General features: G+C 61.2%; 24 protein-coding genes. 11 read left to right on the top strand and 13 right to left on the bottom strand.

All coding sequences use genetic code 11. The features are described 5' to 3' along the window. Positions 1-4: 4 nt before the first annotated feature. On the bottom strand, positions 5-868 hold the full coding sequence (locus tag NVB75_RS09235) for an MBL fold metallo-hydrolase (RefSeq protein ID WP_258346919.1): 864 nt from the start codon (positions 866-868) through the stop codon (positions 5-7). 86 nt (positions 869-954) lie between these two features. On the opposite strand from NVB75_RS09235, the gene NVB75_RS09230 reads away from it, so the two are divergent. The 3 genes from NVB75_RS09230 to NVB75_RS09220 are packed head-to-tail and all read left to right on the top strand — an operon-like array spanning position 955 to position 3,412. Further along, a complete protein-coding gene (locus tag NVB75_RS09230; RefSeq protein ID WP_010166774.1) occupies positions 955-1,290 on the top strand; it encodes a helix-turn-helix transcriptional regulator in 336 nt (111 codons plus the stop codon). 52 nt (positions 1,291-1,342) lie between these two features. Continuing rightward, on the top strand, positions 1,343-2,587 hold the full coding sequence (locus NVB75_RS09225; protein WP_258346918.1) for an FAD/NAD(P)-binding oxidoreductase: 1,245 nt from the start codon (positions 1,343-1,345) through the stop codon (positions 2,585-2,587). A gap of 9 nt (positions 2,588-2,596) precedes the next feature. Further along, positions 2,597-3,412, top strand: a complete 816-nt coding sequence (locus NVB75_RS09220; RefSeq protein WP_258346917.1) for a sulfite exporter TauE/SafE family protein — start codon at positions 2,597-2,599, stop codon at positions 3,410-3,412. 30 nt (positions 3,413-3,442) lie between these two features. Here NVB75_RS09220 and NVB75_RS09215 read toward each other — a convergent pair whose 3' ends face one another. Continuing rightward, complete coding sequence (locus NVB75_RS09215; RefSeq protein ID WP_063028558.1) at positions 3,443-4,108, bottom strand: response regulator transcription factor; 666 nt, start codon at positions 4,106-4,108, stop codon at positions 3,443-3,445. Positions 4,109-4,345: 237 nt separating this feature from the next. Here NVB75_RS09215 and ercA point away from each other — a divergent pair, with 237 nt between their 5' ends. The 7 genes from ercA (at position 4,346) to NVB75_RS09180 (ending at position 12,822) form a co-directional block, all read left to right on the top strand. After that, positions 4,346-5,509 (top strand): alcohol dehydrogenase-like regulatory protein ErcA, encoded by a 1,164-nt coding sequence (ercA, locus tag NVB75_RS09210; RefSeq protein WP_003207798.1) that lies wholly within the window; start codon positions 4,346-4,348, stop codon positions 5,507-5,509. Further along, complete coding sequence (locus NVB75_RS09205) at positions 5,493-6,863, top strand: hybrid sensor histidine kinase/response regulator (RefSeq protein ID WP_258346916.1); 1,371 nt, start codon at positions 5,493-5,495, stop codon at positions 6,861-6,863. The genes ercA and NVB75_RS09205 overlap by 17 nt, the downstream gene beginning before the upstream one ends. A 79-nt stretch (positions 6,864-6,942) precedes the next feature. Then, the gene (locus NVB75_RS09200) at positions 6,943-8,421 is read left to right on the top strand and encodes an anion permease (protein ID WP_258346914.1); all 1,479 of its coding nucleotides are present in this window, start codon (positions 6,943-6,945) and stop codon (positions 8,419-8,421) included. 135 nt (positions 8,422-8,556) lie between these two features. Then, positions 8,557-9,531 (top strand): hypothetical protein, encoded by a 975-nt coding sequence (locus NVB75_RS09195; protein ID WP_258346913.1) that lies wholly within the window; start codon positions 8,557-8,559, stop codon positions 9,529-9,531. A gap of 2 nt (positions 9,532-9,533) precedes the next feature. Continuing rightward, a complete protein-coding gene (locus NVB75_RS09190) occupies positions 9,534-9,887 on the top strand; it encodes a hypothetical protein (protein ID WP_258346912.1) in 354 nt (117 codons plus the stop codon). A 134-nt stretch (positions 9,888-10,021) separates the two neighbouring features. Continuing rightward, positions 10,022-11,680: an MFS transporter gene (locus NVB75_RS09185; RefSeq protein ID WP_258346911.1), complete on the top strand. Its 1,659-nt coding sequence runs from the start codon at positions 10,022-10,024 to the stop codon at positions 11,678-11,680. Continuing rightward, complete coding sequence (locus tag NVB75_RS09180) at positions 11,677-12,822, top strand: HlyD family secretion protein (protein WP_076014258.1); 1,146 nt, start codon at positions 11,677-11,679, stop codon at positions 12,820-12,822. Before NVB75_RS09185 ends, NVB75_RS09180 begins: the two co-directional genes overlap by 4 nt. A 121-nt stretch (positions 12,823-12,943) precedes the next feature. Here the strand turns inward: NVB75_RS09180 and NVB75_RS09175 are convergent, their stop codons facing one another. The 9 genes from NVB75_RS09175 to copC all read right to left on the bottom strand — a co-directional run bounded on the left by NVB75_RS09175 (position 12,944) and on the right by copC (position 21,480). Then, entirely contained in the window at positions 12,944-13,801 is an 858-nt protein-coding gene (locus NVB75_RS09175; RefSeq protein WP_258346910.1) for an aldose 1-epimerase, read from the bottom strand. A 128-nt stretch (positions 13,802-13,929) separates the two neighbouring features. Continuing rightward, positions 13,930-15,210 (bottom strand): TRAP transporter large permease, encoded by a 1,281-nt coding sequence (locus tag NVB75_RS09170; protein WP_010166793.1) that lies wholly within the window; start codon positions 15,208-15,210, stop codon positions 13,930-13,932. Further along, positions 15,211-15,738 carry a TRAP transporter small permease gene (locus NVB75_RS09165; protein WP_258346909.1) on the bottom strand — a complete coding sequence of 176 codons (528 nt, stop codon included), beginning with the start codon at positions 15,736-15,738 and terminating at the stop codon, positions 15,211-15,213. It abuts the gene before it with no gap. 63 nt (positions 15,739-15,801) lie between these two features. Next, on the bottom strand, positions 15,802-16,773 hold the full coding sequence (locus NVB75_RS09160) for a TRAP transporter substrate-binding protein (protein ID WP_258346908.1): 972 nt from the start codon (positions 16,771-16,773) through the stop codon (positions 15,802-15,804). 51 nt (positions 16,774-16,824) lie between these two features. Beyond that, complete coding sequence (locus NVB75_RS09155; protein ID WP_258346907.1) at positions 16,825-17,700, bottom strand: SMP-30/gluconolactonase/LRE family protein; 876 nt, start codon at positions 17,698-17,700, stop codon at positions 16,825-16,827. A 30-nt stretch (positions 17,701-17,730) separates the two neighbouring features. Beyond that, positions 17,731-18,552, bottom strand: a complete 822-nt coding sequence (locus NVB75_RS09150) for an NAD(P)-dependent oxidoreductase (RefSeq protein ID WP_093207960.1) — start codon at positions 18,550-18,552, stop codon at positions 17,731-17,733. Between the two features lie 284 nt (positions 18,553-18,836). After that, a complete protein-coding gene (locus NVB75_RS09145; protein WP_258346906.1) occupies positions 18,837-20,105 on the bottom strand; it encodes an OprD family porin in 1,269 nt (422 codons plus the stop codon). 148 nt (positions 20,106-20,253) lie between these two features. After that, a complete protein-coding gene (gene copD / locus NVB75_RS09140; RefSeq protein ID WP_258346905.1) occupies positions 20,254-21,111 on the bottom strand; it encodes a copper homeostasis membrane protein CopD in 858 nt (285 codons plus the stop codon). A gap of 3 nt (positions 21,112-21,114) precedes the next feature. After that, on the bottom strand, positions 21,115-21,480 hold the full coding sequence (gene copC / locus NVB75_RS09135; protein WP_003207825.1) for a copper homeostasis periplasmic binding protein CopC: 366 nt from the start codon (positions 21,478-21,480) through the stop codon (positions 21,115-21,117). Between the two features lie 229 nt (positions 21,481-21,709). On the opposite strand from copC, the gene NVB75_RS09130 reads away from it, so the two are divergent. Further along, entirely contained in the window at positions 21,710-22,330 is a 621-nt protein-coding gene (locus tag NVB75_RS09130; RefSeq protein ID WP_003207828.1) for a TetR/AcrR family transcriptional regulator, read from the top strand. Positions 22,331-22,467: 137 nt separating this feature from the next. Here the strand turns inward: NVB75_RS09130 and preA are convergent, their stop codons facing one another. Further along, positions 22,468-23,742 carry an NAD-dependent dihydropyrimidine dehydrogenase subunit PreA gene (gene preA / locus NVB75_RS09125; RefSeq protein ID WP_258346904.1) on the bottom strand — a complete coding sequence of 425 codons (1,275 nt, stop codon included), beginning with the start codon at positions 23,740-23,742 and terminating at the stop codon, positions 22,468-22,470. After that, positions 23,742-25,109, bottom strand: coding sequence for an NAD(P)-dependent oxidoreductase (locus NVB75_RS09120; RefSeq protein WP_258346903.1), 1,368 nt, complete (start codon positions 25,107-25,109; stop codon positions 23,742-23,744). The genes preA and NVB75_RS09120 overlap by 1 nt, the downstream gene beginning before the upstream one ends. Positions 25,110-25,218: the final 109 nt, after the last annotated feature.

Below are 25,218 nucleotides of genomic sequence, written 5' to 3'. Positions count from 1 at the left end.
CCGCTCAAAGCTGGTTGAGCGGAATCTTCAGGTAAACGACGCCATTGTCCTCCGCCGGCGGCATCACCCCGGCCCGCACATTCACCTGGATCGCCGGCAGCAACAGCGTCGGCATGCCCAACCCGGCATCCCGAGTGGTGCGCATCTGGACAAACGCCGCCTCATCTACCCCGTCATGCACATGAATATTGCCTGCCCGTTGCTCAGCCACTGTGGTCAGGCACTTGGCGGCGCGTCCCTCAGGCGGGTAGTCATGGCACACGTACAACCGGGTCTGCGGCGGGAACGCCAGCAACTTGCGCATCGACGCATACAGCTGGCGCGCATCCCCACCGGGGAAATCGCAGCGCGCCGTCCCCACATCCGGCATGAACAGCGTGTCGCCCACCAGAATCAACTGGTCATCAATCAGGTAAGCCATGTCCGCCGGTGTATGCCCCGGCACATGCAGTGCCTGGGCCTTCAGGTTGCCGATGTGAAACACCTCATCCGGCGCAAACAGATGGTCGAACTGCGACCCATCCACGCGAAACTCCGGCTCCAGGTTGAACAGGTTCTTGAACACCCCCTGCACCTTGCTGATGGACTCGCCAATCGCGATCTTGCCCCCCAGCTGCCGACGCAAATACGGCGCCGCCGACAAGTGATCGGCATGGGCATGGGTTTCCAGCAACCACTGCACCTGTAGGCCATGCTCGTGCACAAACGCGATTACCTTGTCCGCCTGGCCGGTGCCGGTGCGTCCGGAGGCCGGGTCGTAATTGAGCACCGAATCAACGATGGCGCACGGGCCACCGTCCGTTTCATAGACGACGTAGGTGTAGGTCGACGACGCCTCGTCCAGAAAGGATTGAATCAACGCTGGCATGACGGTTGTCCCAAATAAGTAGTTACAATCACTTTACGTTTACACATAATGTTTTGAGCTTAAGTGACAGAGAGAGCCCCACGCAAATGGAATCGAACCTGAGTGAAGGCGAAGTCGCGCAATTGCGTGCTTCCGCGTCCAAGGCCTGCGCCTTGCTCAAGGCCCTGGCCAATGAAGACCGGCTGTTGATTCTCTGCCAGTTGACCCAGGGTGAACGCAACGTCGGCGAGCTGGAAACCATGACCGGCGTGCGCCAGCCAACCCTGTCGCAACAATTGGGCATCCTGCGGGACGAAGGGCTGGTGGCCACCCGTCGGGAAGGCAAATACATTTTCTACGGGCTGGCCAGCCACGAAGTGATTCAAGTGATGAAGACGCTGTCCGGGCTGTATTGCGGCGCCGTGATAAAAAGCTGGGCGTGACGCCGTACGGCAACGACCCTTGTGTGCACTTTTAAAAGAAAGGCCATAGACCATGAACGACCAACACTGGGGACCTACCATCAGTGGCGATATCGTTGTCATCGGTGGCGGCTCGGCAGGCATCGGCCTGCTGGCCAGCCTGCTCAAGCGCGACCCGCACCTGAACATCATCCTGATCGAACCCAGCGACCACCACTACTACCAACCGGCCTGGACCTTGGTGGGCGGCGGCGCCTACGACGTTAAAAAGACCGTGCGCCCCATGGCCGACGTGCTGCCCAACGGCGTCACCTGGATCCAGGCGGCGGTCAGCGAATTACTGCCCGACGAGCACACCCTGGCGCTCGACAGCGGCCAGCGCGTGACCTGGAAAAACCTGATTGTGTGCCCGGGCCTGCGCCTGGCCTGGGAAAAAATCGAAGGTTTGCCAGAGACCCTTGGCCAGCATGGCGTAACGTCCAACTACAGCTACGAGCACGCTGCCTACACTTGGCAACTGGTGCAGCAACTCAAGCATGGCAAGGCGATCTTTACCCAGCCGGCCATGCCGATCAAATGCGCCGGCGCCCCGCAAAAGGCCATGTACCTGTCGTGCGATCACTGGCTCAAGCAGGGTGACCTGAAAAACATCAAGGTCGAATTCAACCTGGCCGGTGCCGCCTTGTTTGGCGTGGCGACCTTCGTCCCGCCGCTGATGAAGTACGTTGAAAAGTACGCCGCCCAACTGGCGTTCAACTCCAACCTGGTCAAGGTCGACGGCCCCGCGCGCAAGGCCTGGTTCGAAACCAAGGACGCCGAAGGCAATGTGCGCGTCGAAGAGAAAACCTTCGACCTGCTGCACGTCGTCCCGCCGCAGGTCGCCCCGGACTTTATCCGCAACAGCCCCTTGGCCGATGCCGCCGGCTGGTGCGAAGTGAATCCCCAGAGCCTGCAACACCTGCGCTACCCGCACATCTTCGGCCTCGGCGATGTGTGCTCCACCACCAACGCCAAGACCGCAGCGGCCGTGCGCAAGCAAATCGTGGTGGTCGCGGAAAACCTGCTGGCCCTGCGCAAACAGGCGCCTTTGCCCCTCAAGTACGACGGCTATGGCTCCTGCCCGCTGACGGTGGAGAAGGGCAAGGTGGTGCTGGCCGAGTTCGGCTATGGCGGCAAGTTGCTGCCGACCTTTCCCCTCGACCCAACTGTGGCACGGCGTTCGGCGTGGTTTCTCAAGGCGAGCTTCCTGCCGTGGTTCTACTGGAACGGCATGCTCAAGGGCCGCGAGTGGCTGACCCGTCTGGCCAAGGTGGATTGAGGCAACCCTATGCTGCTGGCAAGTTTTCTGGGCGTGTTGATGGGGTTGGTCATGGGCCTGACCGGCGCCGGGGGCGGCATTCTGGGCGTCCCGGCGTTGGTATTGGGGTTGGGTTTGACCATGACCCAGGCCGCGCCGGTGTCTTTGTTCGCCGTCGGCGCGGCCGCCGCAGTAGGTGCGCTGGATGGCTTGCGCCATGGCCTGGTGCGTTACCGCGCGGCGCTGCTGATTGCGCTGCTTGGCGCGCTGTTTTCGCCGCTGGGGGTGTTCTTCGCCCATCAGATGTCGGAGAAAGTCCTGATGGGCCTGTTCAGCGCGCTGATGGTGCTGGTGGCCTGGCGCATGCTGCAACGGGAGAAGCTTGAGGCCGGGCCGAGCGACCACGGCACCGCATCGTGGGGCCAGAAGAACTGCATGCTCGATCAACAGACCGGGCGCTTTTCCTGGACCGCCAAATGCACCGCCACCCTGGCGGCCCTCGGCGCAGTGACCGGTGCGGTATCGGGCTTGCTCGGCGTGGGCGGCGGCTTCCTGATCGTACCGGCGTTCAAGCAACTGACCGATGTGCAGATGCGAGGCATCGTCGCCACCTCGCTGATGGTGATCAGCTTGATCTCGTTGATCGGCGTGATCGGCGCGTTTCATGCCGGGGTCAGTATCGAGCCGATGGGCTGGGTGTTTATCGGTTCGAGCATTGTCGGCATGTTGGCGGGGCGGCGCCTGTGCTCGGTGATCAAGGCGCGCACCTTGCAGGTGGGTTTTGCCACCCTGTGTGTACTGGTGGCGGCGGGCATGTTGTTTCGGGCGCTCATGCAGGTGCCTTGAAATGCGGTCAGCATCCCGCCCCTACGGGTATCAGCGCCGCAGGTAGGCACCGAAGTCGATGTCCCCGGCGCTGAGAATCGCCTGCACCCGATTGTGCACGTTCAACTTGCGCAGGATCGCCGAGACATGAGCCTTCACCGTGGTCTCGGCAATCTCCAGGCTATAGGCGATTTGCTTGTTCGAGTCACCCTTGGTCATTCGCTCCAGCACCAGCAATTGCTTGCGGGTCAGGGCTTGCAGCAGCTCCGGCGCAAGCCCCAGGCAATCATTCATGCGCCGTTGCCCGCCGATTTTCTGGCTGCGAATAATCTCCGGCGGCAAATACACATTGCCGTTGAGAATCTGTTGGATCGCCTCGGTCATCTGCAGCCTGGGCGAGGACTTGGTGATAAACCCCACCGCGCCATAGGTGATGGCTTGCAGCACGACCTGCTTGTCCTGCTCGGCAGACACGATCACCACCGGAATCGTCGGCGACTCGTTGCGCAGGTTGATCAGGCCATTGAGGCCGTGCATGCCCGGCATGTTCAGGTCCAGCAGGATCAGATCCAGGTCGTCGTGCTCCTGGCTCAGGGCCAGGGCGCTGTCCAGGTCGCCGGTTTCCATCACTTCGCTGCCCGGGAACCCGTCGCTGATGACGTTGTGGATCGCCTCGCGAAACAGTGGGTGATCGTCGGCTATCAGAATTTTGTACATGGACGTTCGCCTTATTATTTTTGCTTATTCAAGCAGGTCCGATCCATAGGGTCATGCGCCCATTACATGCCAGTCTCGATGCCTTGGGAATGCGACGATAGAGAGGGGAATCAGTACCAAAGTAGTAGATCGTGCCCTACGTCGCGGTTTCAGCGCTACCCATTGGTCTGATTGCATTCAGTGCCGGATGGGTTAGTGTGGAGCGCATCTTCCAGAATAATAAAAACAGGCTTACCAATGAGCCCGAACCTGAGTCTCCTGCGTAAATTCGTTTCCCCTGAAATCATCTTTGGCGCCGGCTGCCGGCACAACGTAGGCAACTACGCCAAGACCTTTGGCGCGCGCAAGGTGCTGGTGGTGAGTGATCCCGGCGTGGTTGCTGTCGGCTGGGTGGCCGATGTCGAGGCCAGCCTGCAAGCCATCGGCATCGACTACTGCCTGTACACCGCCGTTTCGCCCAACCCCCGGGTTGAAGAGGTGATGCTCGGCGCCGAGGTCTACCGTGAGAACCATTGCGACGTGATCGTCGCCGTCGGCGGCGGCAGCCCGATGGACTGCGGCAAGGCCATCGGCATCGTGGTCGCCCATGGCTGCAGCATCCTCGACTTCGAAGGCGTCGACACCATCCGCGTGCCGAGCCCGCCGCTGATCCTGATCCCGACCACCGCGGGCTCCTCGGCGGATGTCTCGCAGTTCGTGATCATTTCCAACCAGCAGGAGCGCATGAAGTTCTCCATCGTCAGCAAGGCGGTGGTGCCCGATGTCTCACTGATCGACCCGGAAACCACGGCGAGCATGGACCCGTTTCTCTCGGCCTGTACCGGCATCGACGCGCTGGTGCATGCCATCGAGGCCTTCGTGTCCACCGGCCACGGCCCGCTGACCGACCCCCACGCGCTGGAAGCCATGCGTCTTATCAATGGCAACCTGGTGCAGATGATCGCCAACCCCGGCGACATCGCCCTGCGGGAGAAAATCATGCTGGGCAGCATGCAGGCCGGGCTGGCGTTTTCCAACGCGATCCTCGGCGCGGTGCATGCCATGTCCCACAGCCTTGGCGGCTTTCTCGACCTGCCCCATGGCCTGTGCAACGCGGTGCTGGTGGAACATGTGGTGGCGTTCAACTACAGCGCGGCACCGGAGCGTTTCAAGGTGATTGCCGAGACCTTCGGCATTGATTGCCGGGGCCTCAACCACCGGCAAATCTGCGGCCGGCTGGTGGACCATTTGATCGCCTTGAAGCATGCGATCGGCTTCCATGAAACCCTCGGCCTGCATGGAATTCGAGTGGCGGACATTCCCTTTCTGTCGCAGCACGCCATGCACGACCCGTGCATCCTTACCAACCCGCGTGAATCCAGCCAGCGTGACGTCGAGGTCGTCTATGGCGAAGCTCTCTGACGATCAGCAACGGGCACTCGCGGGGCTGCTGGGGCTGGGCAACCACTCGGCGCGCAAGAGCCATTACCCCGAACTGACCGCGCGCCTCGACGAGTTGGAAGCCGAGCGCAATCGCTACATCCGCCTCAACGACGAATTGGAGCAGCGGGTCGCGGCGCGTACCGACGAATTGCTGGAAGCCAACCGCAACCTGCAACAGCAAATCGCCCAGCGCGAGAAGATCGAGCAGGACCTGCGCGATGCCCGGGATGCCGCCCAGGCCGCCAACCGCAGCAAGGACAAATACCTTGCCGCCGCCAGTCATGACCTGCTGCAACCCCTCAACGCCGCGCGCTTGCTGATCTCCACCCTGCGCGAGCGCAACTTGCCCAGCGTCGAACACGTGTTGGTGGAGCGCACCCATCAGGCCCTGGAAGGCGCCGAGGATTTGCTCACCGACTTGCTGGACATTTCCCGACTCGATCAAGCGGCGGTCAAGCCGGACATCGCCCTGTACCGTCTCGACGAACTGTTCGCACCGCTGGTCTCGGAATTCCAGTCGGTGGCCGCGGCGTCCGGGCTGAACCTGCGGGCGCGTACAGGCCATTACGCAATCAACACCGACCTGCGGCTGATGACGCGGATCCTGCGCAATTTCCTCAGCAACGCCTGCCGCTACACGAGCGCGGGCTCCATCCTGCTGGGCGCCCGCCGCCGGGGTGAGCGGTTGCGCCTGGAGGTGTGGGACACCGGGCGCGGAATTGCGGCGGATCGTCTGGACGCCATCTTTCTGGAGTTCAATCAACTGGATGTGGGCCGCGCTGCCGACCGCAAGGGCGTGGGACTGGGGTTGGCGATTGTCGAGCGTATCGCCGAGGTCCTCGGTTATCCGGTGGCGGTGCGTTCGTGGCCGGGGCGCGGTTCGATGTTCAGCATCGAAGTCCCCATCAGCGAGGACATGCCGCTGCCCATCAGTGTGGTGGCCGCGCAACCGAGCACCGGCAACCCGCTGCCGGGGAGGCGGCTGCTGGTGCTGGATAACGAAGTCAGCATCCTCGACAGCATGAGCGCGCTGCTTGGGCAGTGGGGCTGCGAGGTGGTCACTGCGACCGACCAGGCCGGCGCACTGGTTGCGTTGCAGGGCAGGGCACCGGAGCTGATTCTCGCGGACTATCACCTGGACCATGGCGTGGTGGGCTGTGAGGTAGTGGGCCAGTTGCGCGAGCATTTTGGCTGCAGGATTCCGGCAGTGATTATCACCGCCGACCGCACCGACCAATGCCGCCGTGCATTGCAGCGCCTGGACGTGCCATTGCTCAACAAGCCGGTCAAGCCCGGCAAGTTGCGGGCGGTGTTGACCCAGTTATTGGCCTAGCCACTTGATACCCGTCAACACCGGTCGTGACGCTTTGCCTCATGCTGTGGGCCTGATTTAAAGGCCGACGGAGAACCCCATGAGCGCCCCCGCAACAACTGCTGCTTCATTCAAGTTGCCCCTGGGCCTGGTGGTCGGCGTACTGGTGATGGTCGGCGTGCTGCTGTTGCCGCTGCCGGCCGATTTGCCGGTGGCCGGGCACCGGATGCTGGCGATCCTCGCGTTTGCGGTGGTGGTGTGGATCACCGAAGCGGTCTCCTATGAGGCCAGCGCGATCATGATTACCTCATTGATGGCTTTTTTGCTCGGCACTGCGCCGTCGCTGCAAGACCCCACGCACCTGATCGGGTCCAGCCCAGCCATCAGCATGGCGTTGACGGGGTTTTCCAACCCGGCATTGGCGTTGGTGGCGGGTGCGTTGTTTATTGCGGCAGCCATGACCCATACCGGCCTGGACCGGCGCATCGCGTTGGTCACCCTGACCCGCGTGGGTACCAGCACGCGGGGAATTCTCGTCGGGGCAATTGCCGTGACCATCCTCCTCAGCCTGGTGGTACCCAGCGCGACGGCCCGCAGTGCGTGTGTGGTGCCGATCATGATGGGGGTGATTGCGGCGTTCGGCGTGGACAAACGCTCCAATATCGCGGCCGGGATCATGATCGTCGTGGCTCAGGGCACGAGCATCTGGAACGTCGGGATTCAGACGGCGGCGGCGCAGAACCTGCTGACGGTTGGCTTTATGGACAAGATGCTCGGGCAGCGAGTGTCGTGGATCGACTGGCTGATCGCCGGGGCGCCGTGGGCAGTGATCATGTCGGCGGTGTTGTTGTTTTTGGTGTTGAAGCTGCTGCCGCCGGAGAGTGACAGCATTCCCGGGGGCAAGGAGGCGGTGGCGCAATCGCTGGTGGATATCGGGCCGATGACGGGGCCGCAGAAGCGGTTGCTGACGGTGTCGGTATTGCTCTTGCTGGCGTGGGCCACCGAGGGACGACTGCACAGCTTTGATACGACTTCGACGACCTACGCCGGGTTGGTGTTTTTGCTGATGCCGGGGATTGGGGTGATGACCTGGAAGGATGTGCAGTCGCGGATTCCGTGGGGCACGGTGATTGTGTTCGGGGTTGGCATTAGCTTGGGTACGGCGTTGCTGACGACCCAGGCGGGGCAGTGGCTGGGGTCGCAGGTGGTGGCGCATACCGGTTTGGACCAGGTGGGGCCGCTGGGGGTGTTTGCGATTCTGGGGGCGTTTTTGATCGTGATTCATTTGGGGTTTGCCAGTGCCACGGCGTTGACGTCGGCGTTGTTGCCGATTTTGATTGCGGTGTTGCAGACGTTGCCCGGGGAGTTCAGTCGGCTGGGGATGACGATGTTGCTGGGGTTTGTGATGAGCTACGGGTTTATCCTGCCCATCAATGCGCCACAGAACATGGTGTGTTTGGGGACCGGCACGTTTACCGCGCGGCAGTTTGCCAAGGTGGGGATTTTGGTGACGCTGGTGGGGTATGGGTTGATGTTGGTGTTTGCGGCTACGTATTGGAGTTGGTTGGGGTGGATTTGAAGTGATTGCTGTAGGTGCTGATTAACTCGCTTGTAGCCCTTTTCTGAAAATCCATTTTTACCGTCTGATTTTCTGCAAGTTAAGCCACTCCCGATTTTATATTTCGAGCTCTTCTTTTGGAGCAGGAATCAGGGAATGGCGACGGCTTACATCAACCAACGGCTGATTGACTACGACAGCTTGAAACGAAGGGTTCTAAACGGCGCTTCGCCGATTGCGCAGAGCAAATTCGATGCCCTCAATGTCCATCTGCCCGGTCCGTTTGTGAGGCCGGGGTATATGGTTATTGTGCCCGGTAACACCCTCAATGAAAGCACCGCCGACGAGGCTTGGCTAATGAGCCAGGCCGAAGCCATCAGTCGGGTGCTGGACCGCGACCCCGAGGCGGGAGAGGCGGTGGTCAATAACTATGATTTGTTACAGAGCGTGCTGGGCTACAGCTCCTTGGGAATTGGCAGCGCAACCTCTACCTGGAGTACGCACTTGAATGAGGTCACGCGCACCCTGGATGAAATCGAGCAGGCGTATGGCCGTTTGAAGCAGGGCACCGTGGATAGAGAGGAGTTTTTCAAACAGCGTGAAGTACTGCTGAAAAAACTTAACATTCAACTTCACGGGGCGGCAAGGTTTGGCACGGGATTGCGCAGTCACGGTTCGTTGAGACGGATTCTAGGCATATCCACCAAGAGCTTTTTGCACAAGAGGGAAATCAAGGGGTACGCGCAGCGCATCGAACGGATTACCGCTATTTCCCGGCATTTGCGCAAGGGAACGTATATCGGATTGATGTTGGATGTGAGTGCCGCGGGTTTGCAGGTGAAAGAGGCGTGCACATCGGGAAGGGAGGATGAGTGTCGCAAGGCGCAGTTTGTTGAGGCCGGGAAGTTGATTGGGGGCGTCTCAGGAGCGGCGTCTTTTGGTGCGGTCGGGGCACGTGCCGCGAGTGTCGCCTGCAACGTTGTGTTGGGTTTTGCTACAAAAGGGAAAGAAAAACTCATTTGCTCGGTGATTGGTGGGGCGGCTGGTGGATACGCGGGCGGAACTGTCTTGGGCGGGTATGGCGCTGAGTGGGGCGAGGCTCTGTATGTAGGTGATGATCCTTGGATATAGCCATGTATAAACTTATTACCTCCACGTTGGTTCTTGAGTCAGTCGCCGTCGCGAGCCTGATGACTTATGCGAATTACATGAAGCTCGATGAGTTGGAACGTTACTTCATTAAAAACGAAGCCGTTCAGCAAAATAAGCGATATTGGCCTGGAAAAATGCCCTACGACAAAATGATGCGGATGGTCTTTATTTCAAACCTGTTGACGATGCCGAGGAGATACATAAGAGACGGCGAAATAACAGAGGAAGAATATAACTCCATCCCGCGTAACCTCAAACGCTGGGCCACATGGCCAGGTTATTTGGGGCTTCAATTGGTCGTGTGCGCAGGTCTGTGGTACTGCCTGAAACCTTAGGCCTATTGTTCCAACGGCGGACCATCCCGCGCCGTTTTGACATCCCGACATGGCAAGATGAACGCTGCTCAGGTTTACTAGTCCCTGAGTAAGCGTTTTGCCGACTTTGCACGTCGGTTCATCAAGGCCACCGAATGGACAAATACACCCCCCACACCTGGCAGCCCCACGAGCGCCCGAGCCTGCCGGGCTCGCCGTCGACGCCGCTGCATTCCACCCGCAAACGCTGGGCCTACGCCCTCGTCGGCGTACTCGTGGCAATCACCGGTGGCCTCGGCAACTCGCTGGTGATCGCCAACCTTGTGTACCTCCAGGGCGCCCTGGGGGCCACGACGGCCGAGATGGCCTGGCTCCCCGCCGCCTACGTCATGACCAACGTCTCCATGAACCTGCTGCTGGTAAAATTCCGCCAGCAATTCGGCCTGCGTGCGTTCACCGAAGTGTTCCTGGTGCTCTACGCCCTGGTCACCTTCGGCCACCTGTTCGTCAACGACCTCAGCTCGGCCATCGCCGTACGCGCGGCCCACGGCATGGTCGGCGCCGCCCTCAGTTCCCTGGGCCTGTACTACATGATCCAGGCCTTTCCCGCAAAGTGGCGGATGAAAGCCCTGGTGCTCGGCCTCGGCACTGCGCAACTGGCATTACCCCTGGCCCGATTATTTTCCGAAGACCTGCTGCAAATCGCCGAATGGCGTGGCCTGTACCTGTTCGAACTGGGCATGGCCCTGACCTGCCTGGGCTGCGTATTCCTGCTCAAGTTGCCCCCGGGCGACCGCTTCAAGACTTTCGAAAAACTCGACTTCCTGACCTTCGCCATCCTCGCCACCGGCGTCGCCTTGCTCTGCGCGGTGCTGTCCCTGGGCCGTATCGACTGGTGGCTGGAAGCGCCGTGGATCGGTATCGCCTCGGCCTGCTCGCTGGTGCTGATCATGGCCGGCCTGGCCATCGAGCATAACCGCTCCAACCCGTTGCTGATGACCCGCTGGCTGGGCAGCGGGGCAATGATTCGCCTGGCGTTGGCGGTGGTGCTGATTCGCATGGTGCTTTCGGAGCAGTCCACCGGCGCCGTGGGGTTCATGCAGATGCTCAACATGAGCAACGAGCAGATGCGCACGCTGTATTGGGTGATGCTCGCGGGGGCGATTGCCGGACTGGCCGTCAGCGCGTTGACCATCAACCCGGCGCACCTGTTGATGCCATTGGTCATCTCCCTGGCTTTCATGGCCACAGGCTCGGTGATGGACAGTTTCTCCAGCAACCTCACGCGCCCGCAAAACATGTACATCAGCCAGTTCCTGCTAGGCTTTGGCGGCACGTTCTTTCTTGGGCCGACCATGGTTTTAGGCACGAAAAACGTGCTGACCAACCCCAGGAACCTGGTGAGTTTCTCGGTGCTGTTCGGGATCTGCCAGAACCTCGGCGGCCTGATCGGCGCGGCATTGCTGGGCACGTTCCAGATCGTGCGGGAAAAATTCCATTCCAGCATGATCGTCGAACACCTGACCTTGCTCGACCCGCGTGTGGCAGCGCGTGTAGCCAGTGGCGGCTCGGCCTATGGCGGGGTGATCGCCGACCCCGAGTTGCGTAACCTGATGGGCATTCGCAGCCTGGCCACCGCGGCCACTCGCGAGGCGAATGTGATGGCCTATAACGATGTATTCATGCTGATCGCGATCATCGCCATACTCACCATGATCTGGATTTTTATCCGCAGCCTCTGGCTGATGAGTACCACTAAAGCTGCCGCCAGTGCAGCGCCTCCCGTTCAACCCAGCGGCGCACTTTCTTCATGACCGAACCGACGACGACCACCACCAACGCCATCGCTTCCACGCCGGAAGGCACCGCGCCGCCGAGCATGCCGGCCACCGAACCGCGCTCCTTGCGGGTGCGCATCATCTCTTCCATGGGCTTTGCCGCGATTGCGATTATCGGCGTGCTGATCGTGCTCTACGCCTGGCAGTTGCCGCCCTTCAGCAGCGCCGTGGAAACCACCGAGAACGCCCTGGTGCGTGGCCAGGTGACGATCATCGGGCCACAGCTCAGCGGCTACGTGTATGAAGTGCCGGTGACGGACTTCCAGTACGTCAAGGCCGGGGATTTGCTGGTGCGCCTCGATGACCGCATCTACAAGCAGCGGTTGGACCAAGCCCTGGCGCAGTTGGCGGTGCAACAGGCGTCCCTGGCCAATGTGGTGCAGCAACGCAACAGTGCCGAGGCGACCATCAAGCTGCGTCAGGCCGCCTTGGCCGACAGTCAGGCCCAGGCGCGCAAGAGCACCGCTGACCTGCGCCGCAACGAAGAATTGATCAGCGATGGCTCGGTGTCCAAGCGCGAGCTGGACGTGACCCGCGCCGCCAATGCGCAAACCATCGCAGCCGTGGCCCAGGCCCAGGCCAGCCTGGAAATCGCCCGGCAGGATTTGCAGACAGTGATCGTCAATCGCGGTTCGTTGGAAGCAGCGGTGGCCAATGCGGATGCGGCGGTGGAGCTGGCGCGTATCGACCTGTCGAACACTCGCATCATCGCCCCGCGTGACGGGCAACTGGGGCAGATTGGCGTGCGCCTCGGGGCCTACGTCAACAGCGGCGCACAGTTGATGGCGCTGGTGCCGAACCAGTTGTGGGTGATTGCCAACATGAAAGAAACTCAGATGGACAACGTGCAGGTCGGCCAGCCGGTGACCTTCACTGTGGATGCTTTGGACCACCGTAAGTTTCACGGCACGGTGCAGCGTATTTCCCCGGCCACCGGGTCGGAGTTCAGCCTGTTGCAGGCGGATAATGCCACCGGCAACTTCGTGAAGATCGCCCAGCGGGTGCCGGTGCGGATCACGGTCGACCCGGGGCAGGAGCAGAGTGAGCGGCTGCGGCCGGGGTTGTCGGTGGTGGTGAGTATCGACACGGCGGGGCGCCTGAAAAACACCCCACCCTAAGACAATCGAGATCAAAAATGTGGGAGCGGGCTTGCTCGCGAATGCGGAGTGTCAGTCGCAGATGTGTTGACTGATCCACCGCATTCGCGAGCAAGCCCGCTCCCACATGGGTTTTGTGTTGTTAGAGGGTTTTGTATTGCAGGCTGAAATTGAGTTCTGCCGACTGGCCTTGTTCCAACAGCTTCAACCCCGGCCTGCCCGGCAGGTGATGGGCATTCACCGGATGACTCACCGGCTCGAAGCAGAAAAAATCCAGCCCCGGCGGGCAGTACAGCAGGTAGTAGTCGCTGCCGGTGGCCTGGCATTCCAGGGTGTAACCCAAGTCTGGCTGCTGGATGACGCAGCGCCCGTCCCACTGGCAAAAACCGTTGTCCACCAGCGCCTCGGGCAACGACTTGAGTTGTTGGAAATCCCACTCGGCGGGCACGGCAGCCAGGCCTATCGGCAATTTCGATACATCACTCATCCATACTTGCCCAGCCTTGGCCTGCAATTGCGTGCCGGGCCTGCGGGGCAGATACGGATGCAATCCCAGCCCATGCCACGCCGCTTTTTCCGCCAGATGGGTGACGCGCAAGGTGATGCTCAACCTGCCGTCCTTCAACTGAACCCGCTGCTCGGCGCGATACGCAAAGGGTGTTCTGCTGTCCAGTTGCAGCACCACCTCATCCACCGACTGGCTGACCACGTGCCACGCCTGCTGCCAGGCGCTGCCATGAATCGGCAGCGGGTCCAGCGGGCTGTTGGGTTCGAGTGCCAACCACCCAGACGGGTTATCAAAGCCACCCTCGGCCACCCGGTTCGACCAGGGCGCCAGTGGGAAACACCCCAGCTTGCCCGGCAAACCGGTGGCCAGTGCTTGTTGTTCAGCAGGGCGCAGCAAGGGGTGGCCATTGCTGCGCACGGTCCAGTTGACGAGGCTGCCACCCAACGCTGGGGCCAGCGTCAGGTGGGTGAGGTTGTCTTCGAGTTCAAGCATCAGCGCACCCTTGATCGTTCCCACGCTCTGCGTGGGAATTCATCCTGTGACGCTCTGCGTCACGGTTTTAAGAGCGGACGCAGAGCGTCCATGGCGGCGTTCCCACGCAGAGCGTGGGAACGATCAGTTCATAACACCAGCCCAGGCAACCACAACGACAACGCCGGAATGTAGGTCACGGCCATCAGCACCAAAAACAACACGCCATAAAACGGCAGCAGTGCCTTCACGGTCTTCTCAATACTGACCTTGCCCACCGCCGCCCCCACAAACAGCACCGCGCCCACCGGCGGGGTGATCAGGCCGATCCCGAGGTTCACCAGCATGATCATGCCGAAGTGCACCGGGTCGACGCCGATGCCCAGCACGACCGGCAACAGGATCGGCGTGAGGATCAAAATCAGCGGCGCCATGTCCATCACCGTGCCCAGCAACAGCAGCATGGCGTTGATGCACATCAGGATCACGTAGCGGTTGTCCGACAGGGTCAGGAACATCGTGGTGATCTTCGCCGGGATCTGCATCAGGGTCATGATGTAGCCGAAGCTGGCGGCGAACGCGATCAGGATCATCACGATGGAAATGGTGCGCACCGTGCGGTGCATCAGCTTGGGCAGCTCGCTCCATTTGTAGTCGCGGTAGATGAACATGGTCACGAAGAACGCCCACAACACGGCAATGGCCGCCGACTCGGTGGCGGTGAAGATACCCGACAGAATCCCGCCAAGAATGATCACCATGGCCATCAGGCCCCACAGTGCATCGGCGCAGATTTTCAGTGCCTGTTTCAGGGGAATCACTTCGCCTTTGGGGTAGTTGCGTTTTTTCGCGAAGATCAGGCACAGCACCATCAGACACGCGCTCATCAGTAGGCCCGGGACCACGCCGGCCATGAACAGCGAGGCGATGGACACGGTGCCGCCGGCCGCCAGGGAGTAGAGCACCGAGTTGTGGCTGGGGGGCGTCAGCAACGCCTGAACCGATCCGCTCACGGTGACGGCGGTGGCGAATTCACGGGGATAGCCCTGGCGTTCCATTTCCGGAATCAGCACCGAACCGACGGAGGCCGTATCGGCCACCGACGAGCCGGAGATCGCGCCAAAAAACGTCGAGGCCATGATGTTCACCAGGGACAGGCCGCCGCGTACAAAGCCCACCAGCACCCCGGCAAACGCCACCAGCCGTCGGGACATGCCACCCTCGGCCATGATCGCCCCGGCCAGCACGAAGAACGGAATCGCCATCAGCGAAAACTTGTTCACTCCGCCGGCCACCTGAATCATCAGGGCCTGGAATGGAATGTCGATCCACCACGCGCCGATCAGCGCAGAAAGCCCCAGGGCGTAAGCCACCGGCATGCCAATCAGGATCAAGGCGATAAAGCTGCCCAACAGAATCAATGCGTCCATTCAGGCAGCCCCTTCACTTTCTTCAACCAGGTCGAAGCGCACGACCCGACGGTTGCTCTGGTCACCCAGCAGGAGTTTTTCCAGCACAAAAATCAGCGTCAGCAAGCCGCCAATCGGGATCGGCATATAGGTGATGCCCACCCGCAAGGTCGGCATGGCGCTCATGAACTGGTTCCAGGTGGACAGGCACAATTTGCTGCCCCAGATCGTCATGAACAGGCAGATGGTGCCCATCAGCAATTGCGAGGCGATGCCGACGATTCGGCGTTGGTCGGGCGGCAGGCGGTCGGTGACCATGGCCACCGACATATGCGCCCCGGCGCGGTAACTGGCGGCGGCGCCGACAAAGGTGAACACCAGCATCAGCAGGATGGCGGTGGGCTCCGGCCAGCTGGAGCCGGTGCCGAGGACGTAGCGGGCGAAGATGCCCCAGGGGATGATCAGCGCGACGCCGAGAACGGCGAGGCCGGCGACCCAGATGCAGCTCATGTAAATGCGGTCGTTGATGCGCAGCAGTAAATTCTTCATGGCGTTCACCGTGACCGGGCGCGTCGATATCGACCGCGCCGGGCCTTTTCTATGAGAGGGGGGTTACTCGACGGCTTCGATGCGTTTGATCAGGTCGGCGTAGGGGGCGCCGTACTTGTCGCGGATCGAAGCGGTGGCCTCATAGAACGGTTTCTTGTCGATGTCGATGAACTCCACACCGGCGGCCTTGAGCTTGGCTTCACTGCTGGCGGACTTGGCGTCCCACAGCTCGCGCTCCTGGATCTGCGCGGCCTTGGCGGTGTTTTTCACCAGCACCTGTTGCTCCGGGGTGAGCTTGTTCCAGGTGATTTTCGACATCACGATGGGCTCGGGCAGGATCAGGTGGCCGGTCAGGCTGTAGAACTTGGCGTTCTGGTAGTGATTGTGTTCCAGCAGGGTGGGCGGGTTGTTTTCCGCGCCGTCGATCACCCCGGTCTGCAGGGCGCTGAAGATCTCGCCGGTGTCCATGGCAATGCCGTTGCCGCCCATGGCGTTGATGGTTTCGATGAAGATTGGGTTGCCCTGCACGCGGATCTTCATGCCCTTGAGGTCTTCGATCTTGCGCACCGGTTTCTTGGTGTAGATGTTGCGCGTGCCGCCGTCCATCCAGGCCAGGGCCACCAGGTTGAATTCGGAGTCGGTGATTTTGGCGAGGATTTCATCGCCGATCTCGCCGTCGATCACCTTGCGCATATGCACCTGGTCGCGGAACACGAACGGCATGTTGAACACGTTCACGTCCGGCACCACCGGGCCGACGATGCCGAGGCTGACTCGGGCCATCTGGATCGCCCCGACCTGGGCTTGTTCTACCACTTCCTTTTCCGAGCCCAGCACGCCGCCGGGGAACATCTTGAAGGTCAGGCCGCCGTTGCTTTCGGCGACCAGGGTTTTACCCAGCTGTTCTTCGGCGACGACGGTTGGGTAGCCGGCGGGGTGTATGTCGGCGAATTTGATTTCCAGCGCGTGGGCGGCGCTGCCGAGGGTAAACACGAACGGGAGTGCAGCGGCGAGCAAGGTGCGTTTGAAGTCCATGGGGTGTCTCTCCAGTCTTGTTATTGTTTTGTTCAAGGCACAGCGATGCAGCTAGAGGATGAACTGCGGTTCGGGCATTCCCTGTACGCCAGGGTTCAGGGCAAAGACGCCGCCGGCGAGGGAGTGCGGGCTGTGGTCGTCGCGGATCGAGGTGACGAACAAGGTGTCCAGGCGGCTGCCGCCGAAGGCGCACATGGTGGGTTTTTTTACCGGTACGGTCAGTGAACGGTCGAGGCGACCGTCGGGGGTAAAGCGGTGGACCAGCCCGGCATCGTTGGCGCAGATCCAGTAGCAGCCTTCGGCATCCACGGCGGCTCCGTCAGGGCGGCCAAGGAAGTGGTGCATGTCCACAAACAGCCGCCGATTGGACGGCGTGCCGCTGTCGATGTCGTAGTCGAAGGCCCAGATTTGCTGCACCAGCGGGTGCGAGTCCGAGAGGTACATCGTGCGCCCGTCGGGGCTGAAGGCCAGGCCGTTGGGGGTGATGAAACCGTTGAGTTCCGTGTGAACGGGTTGGCCGGCTTGATAGCGATAAAGCACACCCTCAGCCGCATTCGCGCCCATGTTCAGCACCATGCTGCCGGCCCAGAACCGACCCTGGCGATCACAGCGGCCATCGTTCAGGCGCATATCCGGTCGGGCGTGCTCGACGCTGGCCAACGGCGCGGTGTCGAGCATGCCGTCGTTGCAGGGCGTCAGCTGGAAAAACCCGGTTTCCATGCCCGCGACCCAGTTGCCCGTCGTGGTGCGGGCGATGCAGGCCAGCATCTGCGGGGTTTTCCAGGCTTGCACCTGGCCGCTGCTGGCACTCCAGCGCTGTAGCTCGGCGTTGGGAATATCCACCCAGTACAGGGCGTTTTCCTCGGGCACCCACACCGGGCATTCACCTACGGCGTTGCGGGCGTCGACAATCAGTTCTGCTTGCATGGCCACTCATTCCCTTGGGTTGGTCTGTGGTCAGTCACCGAATGGGCCGGCGGCGCAAAACGCGCCGCCCTGGTACACCCGCGCCGGGTCGTCAATGGCGGGCAGCGGCTGGGCTTCCACCTGTTTGCGGAACACTTCGGAGGTGTCGCGCGGGGTGAAACCCAGGTGGGCGGCGAAGCGGTTGTCCCACCAGACATCGAGGTTATCCGACATGCCGTAGACCACGGTGTGGCCGACATTCGGTGTGTACAGCGCACGTTCGAGCAGTTGGGTGAGGTCGTCGAAGCTCAGCCAGGTGTGCATCATCCGGCGGTTCTGTGGTTCCGGGAACGAGGAGCCGATGCGGATGCTGACGGTTTCGATGCCATAGCGATCAAAGTAGAAACTGGCCATGTCCTCGCCGTAGGATTTGGACAGGCCGTAGTAACTGTCCGGGCGGCGCGGGGAGTGGGCGTCGAGGGCTTCGTCCTGTTTGTAGAAGCCGATGACGTGGTTGGAGCTGGCGAAGATGACGCGCTTGACCCCATGGCGGCGGGCGGCTTCGTAGATGTGGAAGATCCCGCAGATGTTTGCGCCCAGCACTTCCTCGAACGAGCGCTCCACCGACACGCCGCCGAAATGCAGGATCGCATCGACGCCTTCCACCAAGTGGTGCACGGCCTGTTTGTCGGAAAGATCGCAAGGCAGCACTTCTTCGCCGTCGTCAGCGGCCGGGGCCATGTCGGCGATGTCCGACAGGCGCAGTACCTTGGCGTAAGGGCGCAGGCGTTCACGCAAGACTTTGCCCAGGCCACCGGCGGCGCCGGTGAGCAGCAAGCGGTTGAACGGGGTAGGGGCGGTTGTGGTGGTCATGGTGGTCCCGTTATTGTTGTAGGTTGTCGTATGACTAATCCGAAGTATCGTTAGGCTTTCCTACACTTGTCAACGCGCTATTGGTCGAAGTTGATAGAGGGTCATCGCTGTCCTGTGGCGAGGGAGCTTGCTGTGGTGAGGGAGCTTGCTCCCGCTGGAGTGCGAAGCGCTCCCAAGATTTTTGGGCCGCTGCGCAGCCCAGCGGGAGCAAGCTCCCTCGCCACAGCAATCTCCCTCACTCCAGCAATCTCCCTCACCACAAAAGCCTTTCCTGGTGTTTACCGCTATAACAACGACAGCGGGTAACTGATGAATATCCGGTTTTCATCAAACTCGTTGGTACTGAAATCCCGGCGCATTGTTGCGTTGCGCCACCGCAGATTCAGGTCCTTCAGCGCGCCGCTCTGCACGGTGTAGGCCAGTTCCGACTCGCGCCCCCATTCCTTGCCGTTGGTGATCACCCCGGTGTGCACGTTATCGCCGCTGATATAGCGGTTCATCATGGTCAGGCCAGGAATGCCCAGCACCACGAAGTTGAAGTCGTGCCGCACCTGCCAGGATTTTTCCTTGGCGTTGTCGTAGCTGGCGTTGTAGCTGTCGTTGGCCAGGGTGCCGCCGCTGGTGCCGTTGACCCGCATCCAGGCGCTGTCGCCGGTGAGTTTCTGCAGGCCGATATAGAAGCTGTTGCCTTTGTATTTGGCTGAGAGCAGGGCGAACGCGGTTTTGTTGTCGAGGTCGCCGGCCAGGGCCTTGCCGTCTTCCTTGCCGGTGAAGAACCCGAGGTTGGCGCCCAGGGTCCAGTCGCCCACGGGCTGGCTGTGGGTCAGGTTGAAATACTGCTGCTGGTAGATGTCGCTGAGTTCGGCGTACCACACGCCCACTTGGGTGCGCTTGTCGTTGAAGGTGTATTCGCCGCCGCCGAAGTTGAAGCGGTCCGAAGTGAATGCGGCTTTGCCGTTGAGAAACATGTCATCCATGCTCGCGTCGTTGCGCGGGCTGTTGCCGCGGAACTGGCCGCCATACAAGGTCAGGCCGGCGATTTCCTTGGACGTTACCTGGCCGCCGCGGAAGGTCTGCGGCAGGGAGCGACCGTCATCCGAGCGCAGGATCGGCAGCACCGGCATCCATTCGCCGACTTTCAATTCGGTGTTCGACAGTTTGGTTTTCAGCGCCACGCCCAGACGCCCGAAATTGTCGGCGGGGCGGCCATCGCTGCGGGTCGGCAGCAATTGGGTGCCGGAGGTGCCTTTGCCTCCGTCGAGCTTTTGCGAATACAGCCCCAGCACGTCCAGGCCGAAACCGACAGTGCCTTGGGTGAAGCCGGACCGGGCATCGAGGATGAAGTTTTGCGTCCACTCCTCGGCCTTGCCCTGAGGATAAGCGGGGTTGGTGAAGTTGCGATTGAAGTAGGCGTTGCGCAGGTTAAGCGTGGCGGTGGCGTCGTCGATGAAGCCTTCTGCCGAGGCGGTGACGGGGAGGGTAAGGGCCAGGCTGCTCAAACCGATGGCGGCGAAACGGGTGGTGCAGGAGAAATGGCGGACGTGTTGGCTCACAGTGACGCTCCCTTGTCTTCTTGTTGTTTTTATTTTCTGTTATACGTTGTCGTACAACATTGGAGGCGATATTTGCGAGGTTTTAGGGGGTTGTCAATCGAAAGTTATACGATGACTCCCTGTATGAAGGGAGCCAGTGGAGGAGGGATTATCCTGCTGCAACCATGGGCGGCAAGGTGCCAAGCAGCGAAACGGCGGCCACCGCTGAAATACCTAGTAACCATTCAATCGTCACGCTGGCCTTCAACGCAGGCAACCGCTGCTCACAGTTGTGAATCCGCAGGCGATTCAACAGTGCCAGGGCGAGCATGCCAAACACCAGCAGCACCTTGATCAGCAGGATCAGGGCGAAGCCTGTGAACAATGGCGTCGGCCAGAACTGCCCGGTGAGCACCCGCACGTTGATCAGGCCTGTCACCAGCAATCCCGTCACCAGGCCGTAACCGATGCCGCTGAAACGCTTGAGGATCGGTTCCAGTGGATAGCGGGGCGATTGCCTGAGGATCAGCACCAGCAGGAGCAAGCCACCCAGCCAGGCACCGACACACACCAGGTGCACCACCTGATTGAGGATCAGCAGTTGCCCGGCCACGCCATTGAGCATGGCGCCATGGCCCACCGGTGCCAGCGTCGCCAGCAGCAATGCACAGAGCGGCAGGCGTACGGCCTTCCACGGCGTCATCAGGCCGAGCACCAGCAGCACGTTCAGCACCAGGTGCCAGGTCCAGACCTGGCCGAAGAAGGTTTTACCCAGCACCAACTGCACCGTCGACAGCTCCAGCGCGCCCAGCCCGACCCCGGCCATGCTCGCGCTGATCAACAACAACCATGCCACCCCCGACACCAATGCCAGCCACGCCAAGCCTTGGGTGATGCGCGACAGTTGGCGGTCCAGCACCGGTTGCGGTCCTGCTCCCAGCAACCAGGGCCTGAACACACAGGCCCCGAACATCAACAACACCACGATGAAATGCAGGAAGCGGCACAGCACCAGCAGGGTGGCCATGAATTATTGGCCGACCTTGAAGCTGTATTCACCGTTGCTCTTATGGGTATCCACCGAGACCGCGTTCCACACCACTTTGTAGGTGCCGGCGGCCAATGGAGCGGCCGGCGTCACCACCAGAACCTTTTTGTCGGCGTCCGGGGTTTCCAGGCCTTTGATCGCGACTTCGGTGCCGTCCTTGCTCAGGGACACCTTGGTGAAGGTCGCTTCAACGCCTTCGGAGAACGTCAGGCGCAGGTCCTTGGGCGCGGCGACGCTGCTGTCGGCGGCAGGCTCCGAGCTTTTCAGGTGGGCGTGGGCAAAGGCGGCCGAGGCGCCCAGCAGGGAGGCGAGCAGGGCGACGGTGGTGAGGGTTTTCTTGATCAACATTGTTCAATACCTTCAGGTGAGAGTCAGTTGTTCGGCAGAGCCGCAAGCACCGGGTCGTCGCACGCGTCTCGCAGTCGAATAGTCATGAAGACGATCCTTCGAGGGGATGGCGATGCTAACCAATCCGCTATCCACGGGGAAGGTTCTTGTACGAAGTTTCACAGTGGCGTGTCGCCGCGATCTAGAGCGGATGGTAGTCTTGAAGCCATGTTGTTGTCAGGGAGCCCTTATGGGCAATCACAAGATCGGTATTCGTCGGGTCAACGTCGAAAAGATTCTGCTGGCGGCGGAAAAGGTTTTCGCCGAGAAGGGCTATGGCAGCACCGCCATGGCCGACATCGCCGAAGAAGTGCAACTGCCGCGCTCCAACCTGCATTACTACTTCAGCACCAAGAGCGAGCTGTACAGCGCGGTGTTGTTCGACCTGCTGGAAGTGTGGAAGCAGGACGCCTTGTGCTTCGAGATGTTCGACGACCCGCGGGTGGTGCTCAGCAGCTACATCCGCGCCAAGATGCAGCATTCCCGCAGTCGGCCCTATGGTTCCAAAGTCTGGGCCAACGAAATCATCCACGGCGCACCGACCCTGGGTGAGGCGCTGGACGTGAGCCTGTACGACTGGGCCAAGATGAAAGAAGCGAAGATTCGCCAGTGGGTGGAGGACAAGCGGATTTTGCCGGTGGAACCGTCGAGCCTGCTGTATATGATCTGGGCGTCGACCCAGCACTATGCCGACTTTGATCATCAGGTGAAGATCCTGAATGACCATCAGCCGTTGTCGGACATGCAGTTTGAACGGGCAGTGCAGACGGTGACGAGTGTGATCTTGCGGGGGATTGGGTTGGAGCCCTAGATCGTTCCCACGCTCCGCGTGGGAATGCCGCCCTGGACGCTCTGCGTCCGCTCTTGAGGTCGTGACGCGGAGCGTCAACGGATGCATTCCCACGCGGAGCGTGGGAACGATCATTCATAGGGCGTCTGTTTGGAAGGTTATACCGCTTCCCGGTAGGGATTCCTCGGATCCTGCGTCCAGTTCAAAAACGGCTTCCCGGTATCAACCGGCACCATCTCGATGCAGTCCGCCACCGGGCAGGTGATCTGGCACAAGTTGCACCCCACGCACTCATCATCAATCACCTCGTACTTATGCGTCCCATCCGCTTGCCTCAAGCTGGCAATCGCCTGGTGCGACGTATCTTCGCAAGCAATATGGCAACGCCCACAACCAATACACGCCTCCTGGTCGATCTTGGCGATCACCTGGTAATTGATATCCAGGTACTTCCAATCCGTCGTATTGCCCACCGCTCGCCCGGAAAATTCCTGCAGGCTGTTGTAACCCTGGCTGTCCATCCATCGCGACAGCCCATCCTTCATTTCCTCGACAATCCGAAACCCATGCAGCATTGCCGCCGTGCACACCTGCACCGCGCCGCAGCCCAGTGCGACGAATTCCGCCGCATCGCGCCAGTTGCCAATCCCGCCAATGCCGCAGATCGGCAAACCCTGTGTCTGTGGATCCCGGGCAATCTCCGCCACCATGTTCAGCGCGATGGGTTTCACCGCCGAGCCGCAGTAACCACCGTGGGTGCTTTGGGTGCCCACCATCGGCAGGGCGACCATGCGCTCCAGGTCGACACTGGTGATGGAGTTGATGGTGTTGATCAGCGACACCGCATCCGCGCCCCCGCGATAGGCCGCCCGCGCTGCCACGCGAATGTCGGTGATGTTCGGTGTGAGCTTGACGATCACCGGCAGCGAGCAATAGGTCTTGCACCAGCGTGTCACCTGTTCCACGTACTCCGGCACCTGGCCCACTGCCGCGCCCATGCCGCGTTCCGGCATGCCGTGGGGGCAGCCGAAGTTCAGCTCGATGCCGTCGCAGCCGGTGGCTTCCACCAGCGGCAGGATGTTTTTCCACGACTCTTCTACACAGGGCACCATCAGCGACACGATCAGTGCGCGGTCGGGCCAGTCTTTTTTCACCTGGGTGATTTCCCGCAGGTTGATCTCCAGGGACCTATCGGTAATCAGCTCGATATTGTTGATGCCGAGCACTTCACGGTTGGCGCCAAAGTGCGCCGAGTAGCGCGATGAGACGTTGACCGCTGCCGGGTCTTCGCCGAGGGTTTTCCAGACCACACCGCCCCAGCCTGCTTCAAAGGCGCGGACCACGTTGTAGGCCTTGTCGGTAGGCGGCGCGGAGGCCAGCCAGAACGGATTGGGGGCTTTGATGCCGGCGAATACAATCGAGAGATCGGCCATTACGCAGCCTCCACTTTCAGCATGAGTTGAGCGTGTATGGCTTGCGCGGCCAGCTTGCCGTGTTGCACGGCCTGGACGGTGAGGTCCTGGCCGAGGCTGACGCAATCACCGCCGGCATACACACCGGGGATGCTGGTGCGTAGCTGTTCGTTGACGAAGATGCGATCGCCCTGGCGTTGCAGTTGGTGGGCCAGCGGGTCGTGCAGCGCCGCGTCTTCGAAGCCTTGGCCGATGGCCTTGAAGATCGCGTCGGCGGCCAGTTCGAAGGTTTCACCGGTAGCCTGCAGGCGGCCATCGACCATGCGGGTGCGGGCGAAACGCATGCCGCGCACATGGCCCTGATCATCGAGCAATACTTCCTCCGGTTGGGCCCAGGTCAACAGGCGTACCTGGTTGGCCTTGGCGATATCTTGCTCGTGGCCGGTGGCGCCCATTTCACTCAGGCCCCGGCGGTACACCAGGTTGACGTCGCGGGCACCGAGACGGGCCATTTGCACGGCCATGTCGATGGCCGTGTTGCCGGCGCCGAGGACAATGCAGCGGTCGGCCAGGGGCAGTTGGCTGAGGTCGTCGGCCTGGCGCAGTTCACGGATGTAGTCGGTGGCGGCGAGCAGGCCGGGGGCGTCCTCGTGAGGCAGGCCGAGCTGTTTGCTGGCGGCCAGGCCGAGGCCGAGGAACACCGCATCGAACTGCTGGTGCAGCTCGCTCAAGGTCAGGTTGTCGCCGAGGCGCTGGCCATGACGGATTTCGATGCCGCCAATTTGCAGGAGGAAATCCAGTTCCTTTTGTGCGAAGTCATCCACCAGTTTGTACTTGGCGATCCCGTATTCATTCAGGCCGCCGGCTTTTTCCCGGGCTTCGAAAATCACCACGTCATGGCCGTGCAGGGCGCTGCGATGGGCGCAGGACAACCCCGCAGGCCCGGCGCCGACCACCGCGATGCGTTTGCCAGTGGGGGCGGCGCGCTGGAACGGGTGTTCGCTGAAGTGTGCGTTGTCCACCGCGTAACGCTGCAACAGACCGATCAGCACCGGGGCGCATTCCTCGGCGTTGTTGCGCACGCAGGCTTGCTGGCAGAGGATTTCCGTCGGGCAGACCCGGGCGCAACTGCCGCCGAGGATATTCGCCGAAAGAATCTTCTGCGCGGCGCCCTGGACGTTCTCCGTGTGGATATTGCGGATGAACGACGGGATATCGATCTCGCTGGGGCACGCGTTAACACACGGCGCGTCGTAGCAGTAGAGGCAGCGCGACGCTTCCAGTTGGGCTTGCCGGGCATTGAGCGGCGGCGCCAGGTCGGTGAAATGCGCGGCGAGGGCTGCCGCATCTTCATGGGGGTGGGGAAGATGGTTCAGAGTCTGGATCACGGTATTGGCCTCACGGTTTTTGAGGTGCTGCCTCTGGTGGGCAGTGGTTTTTTTGTTGCCGGTACCGGCCTCTTCGCGAGCAAGCCCGCTCCCACATTCGACTGCATTT

The organism is Pseudomonas sp. CBS (assembly GCF_024734645.1).
Taxonomy (GTDB): domain Bacteria; phylum Pseudomonadota; class Gammaproteobacteria; order Pseudomonadales; family Pseudomonadaceae; genus Aquipseudomonas.
Note: the sequence above shows the minus strand (reverse complement) of the source record. Positions and strands in the feature narration are given on the sequence as shown.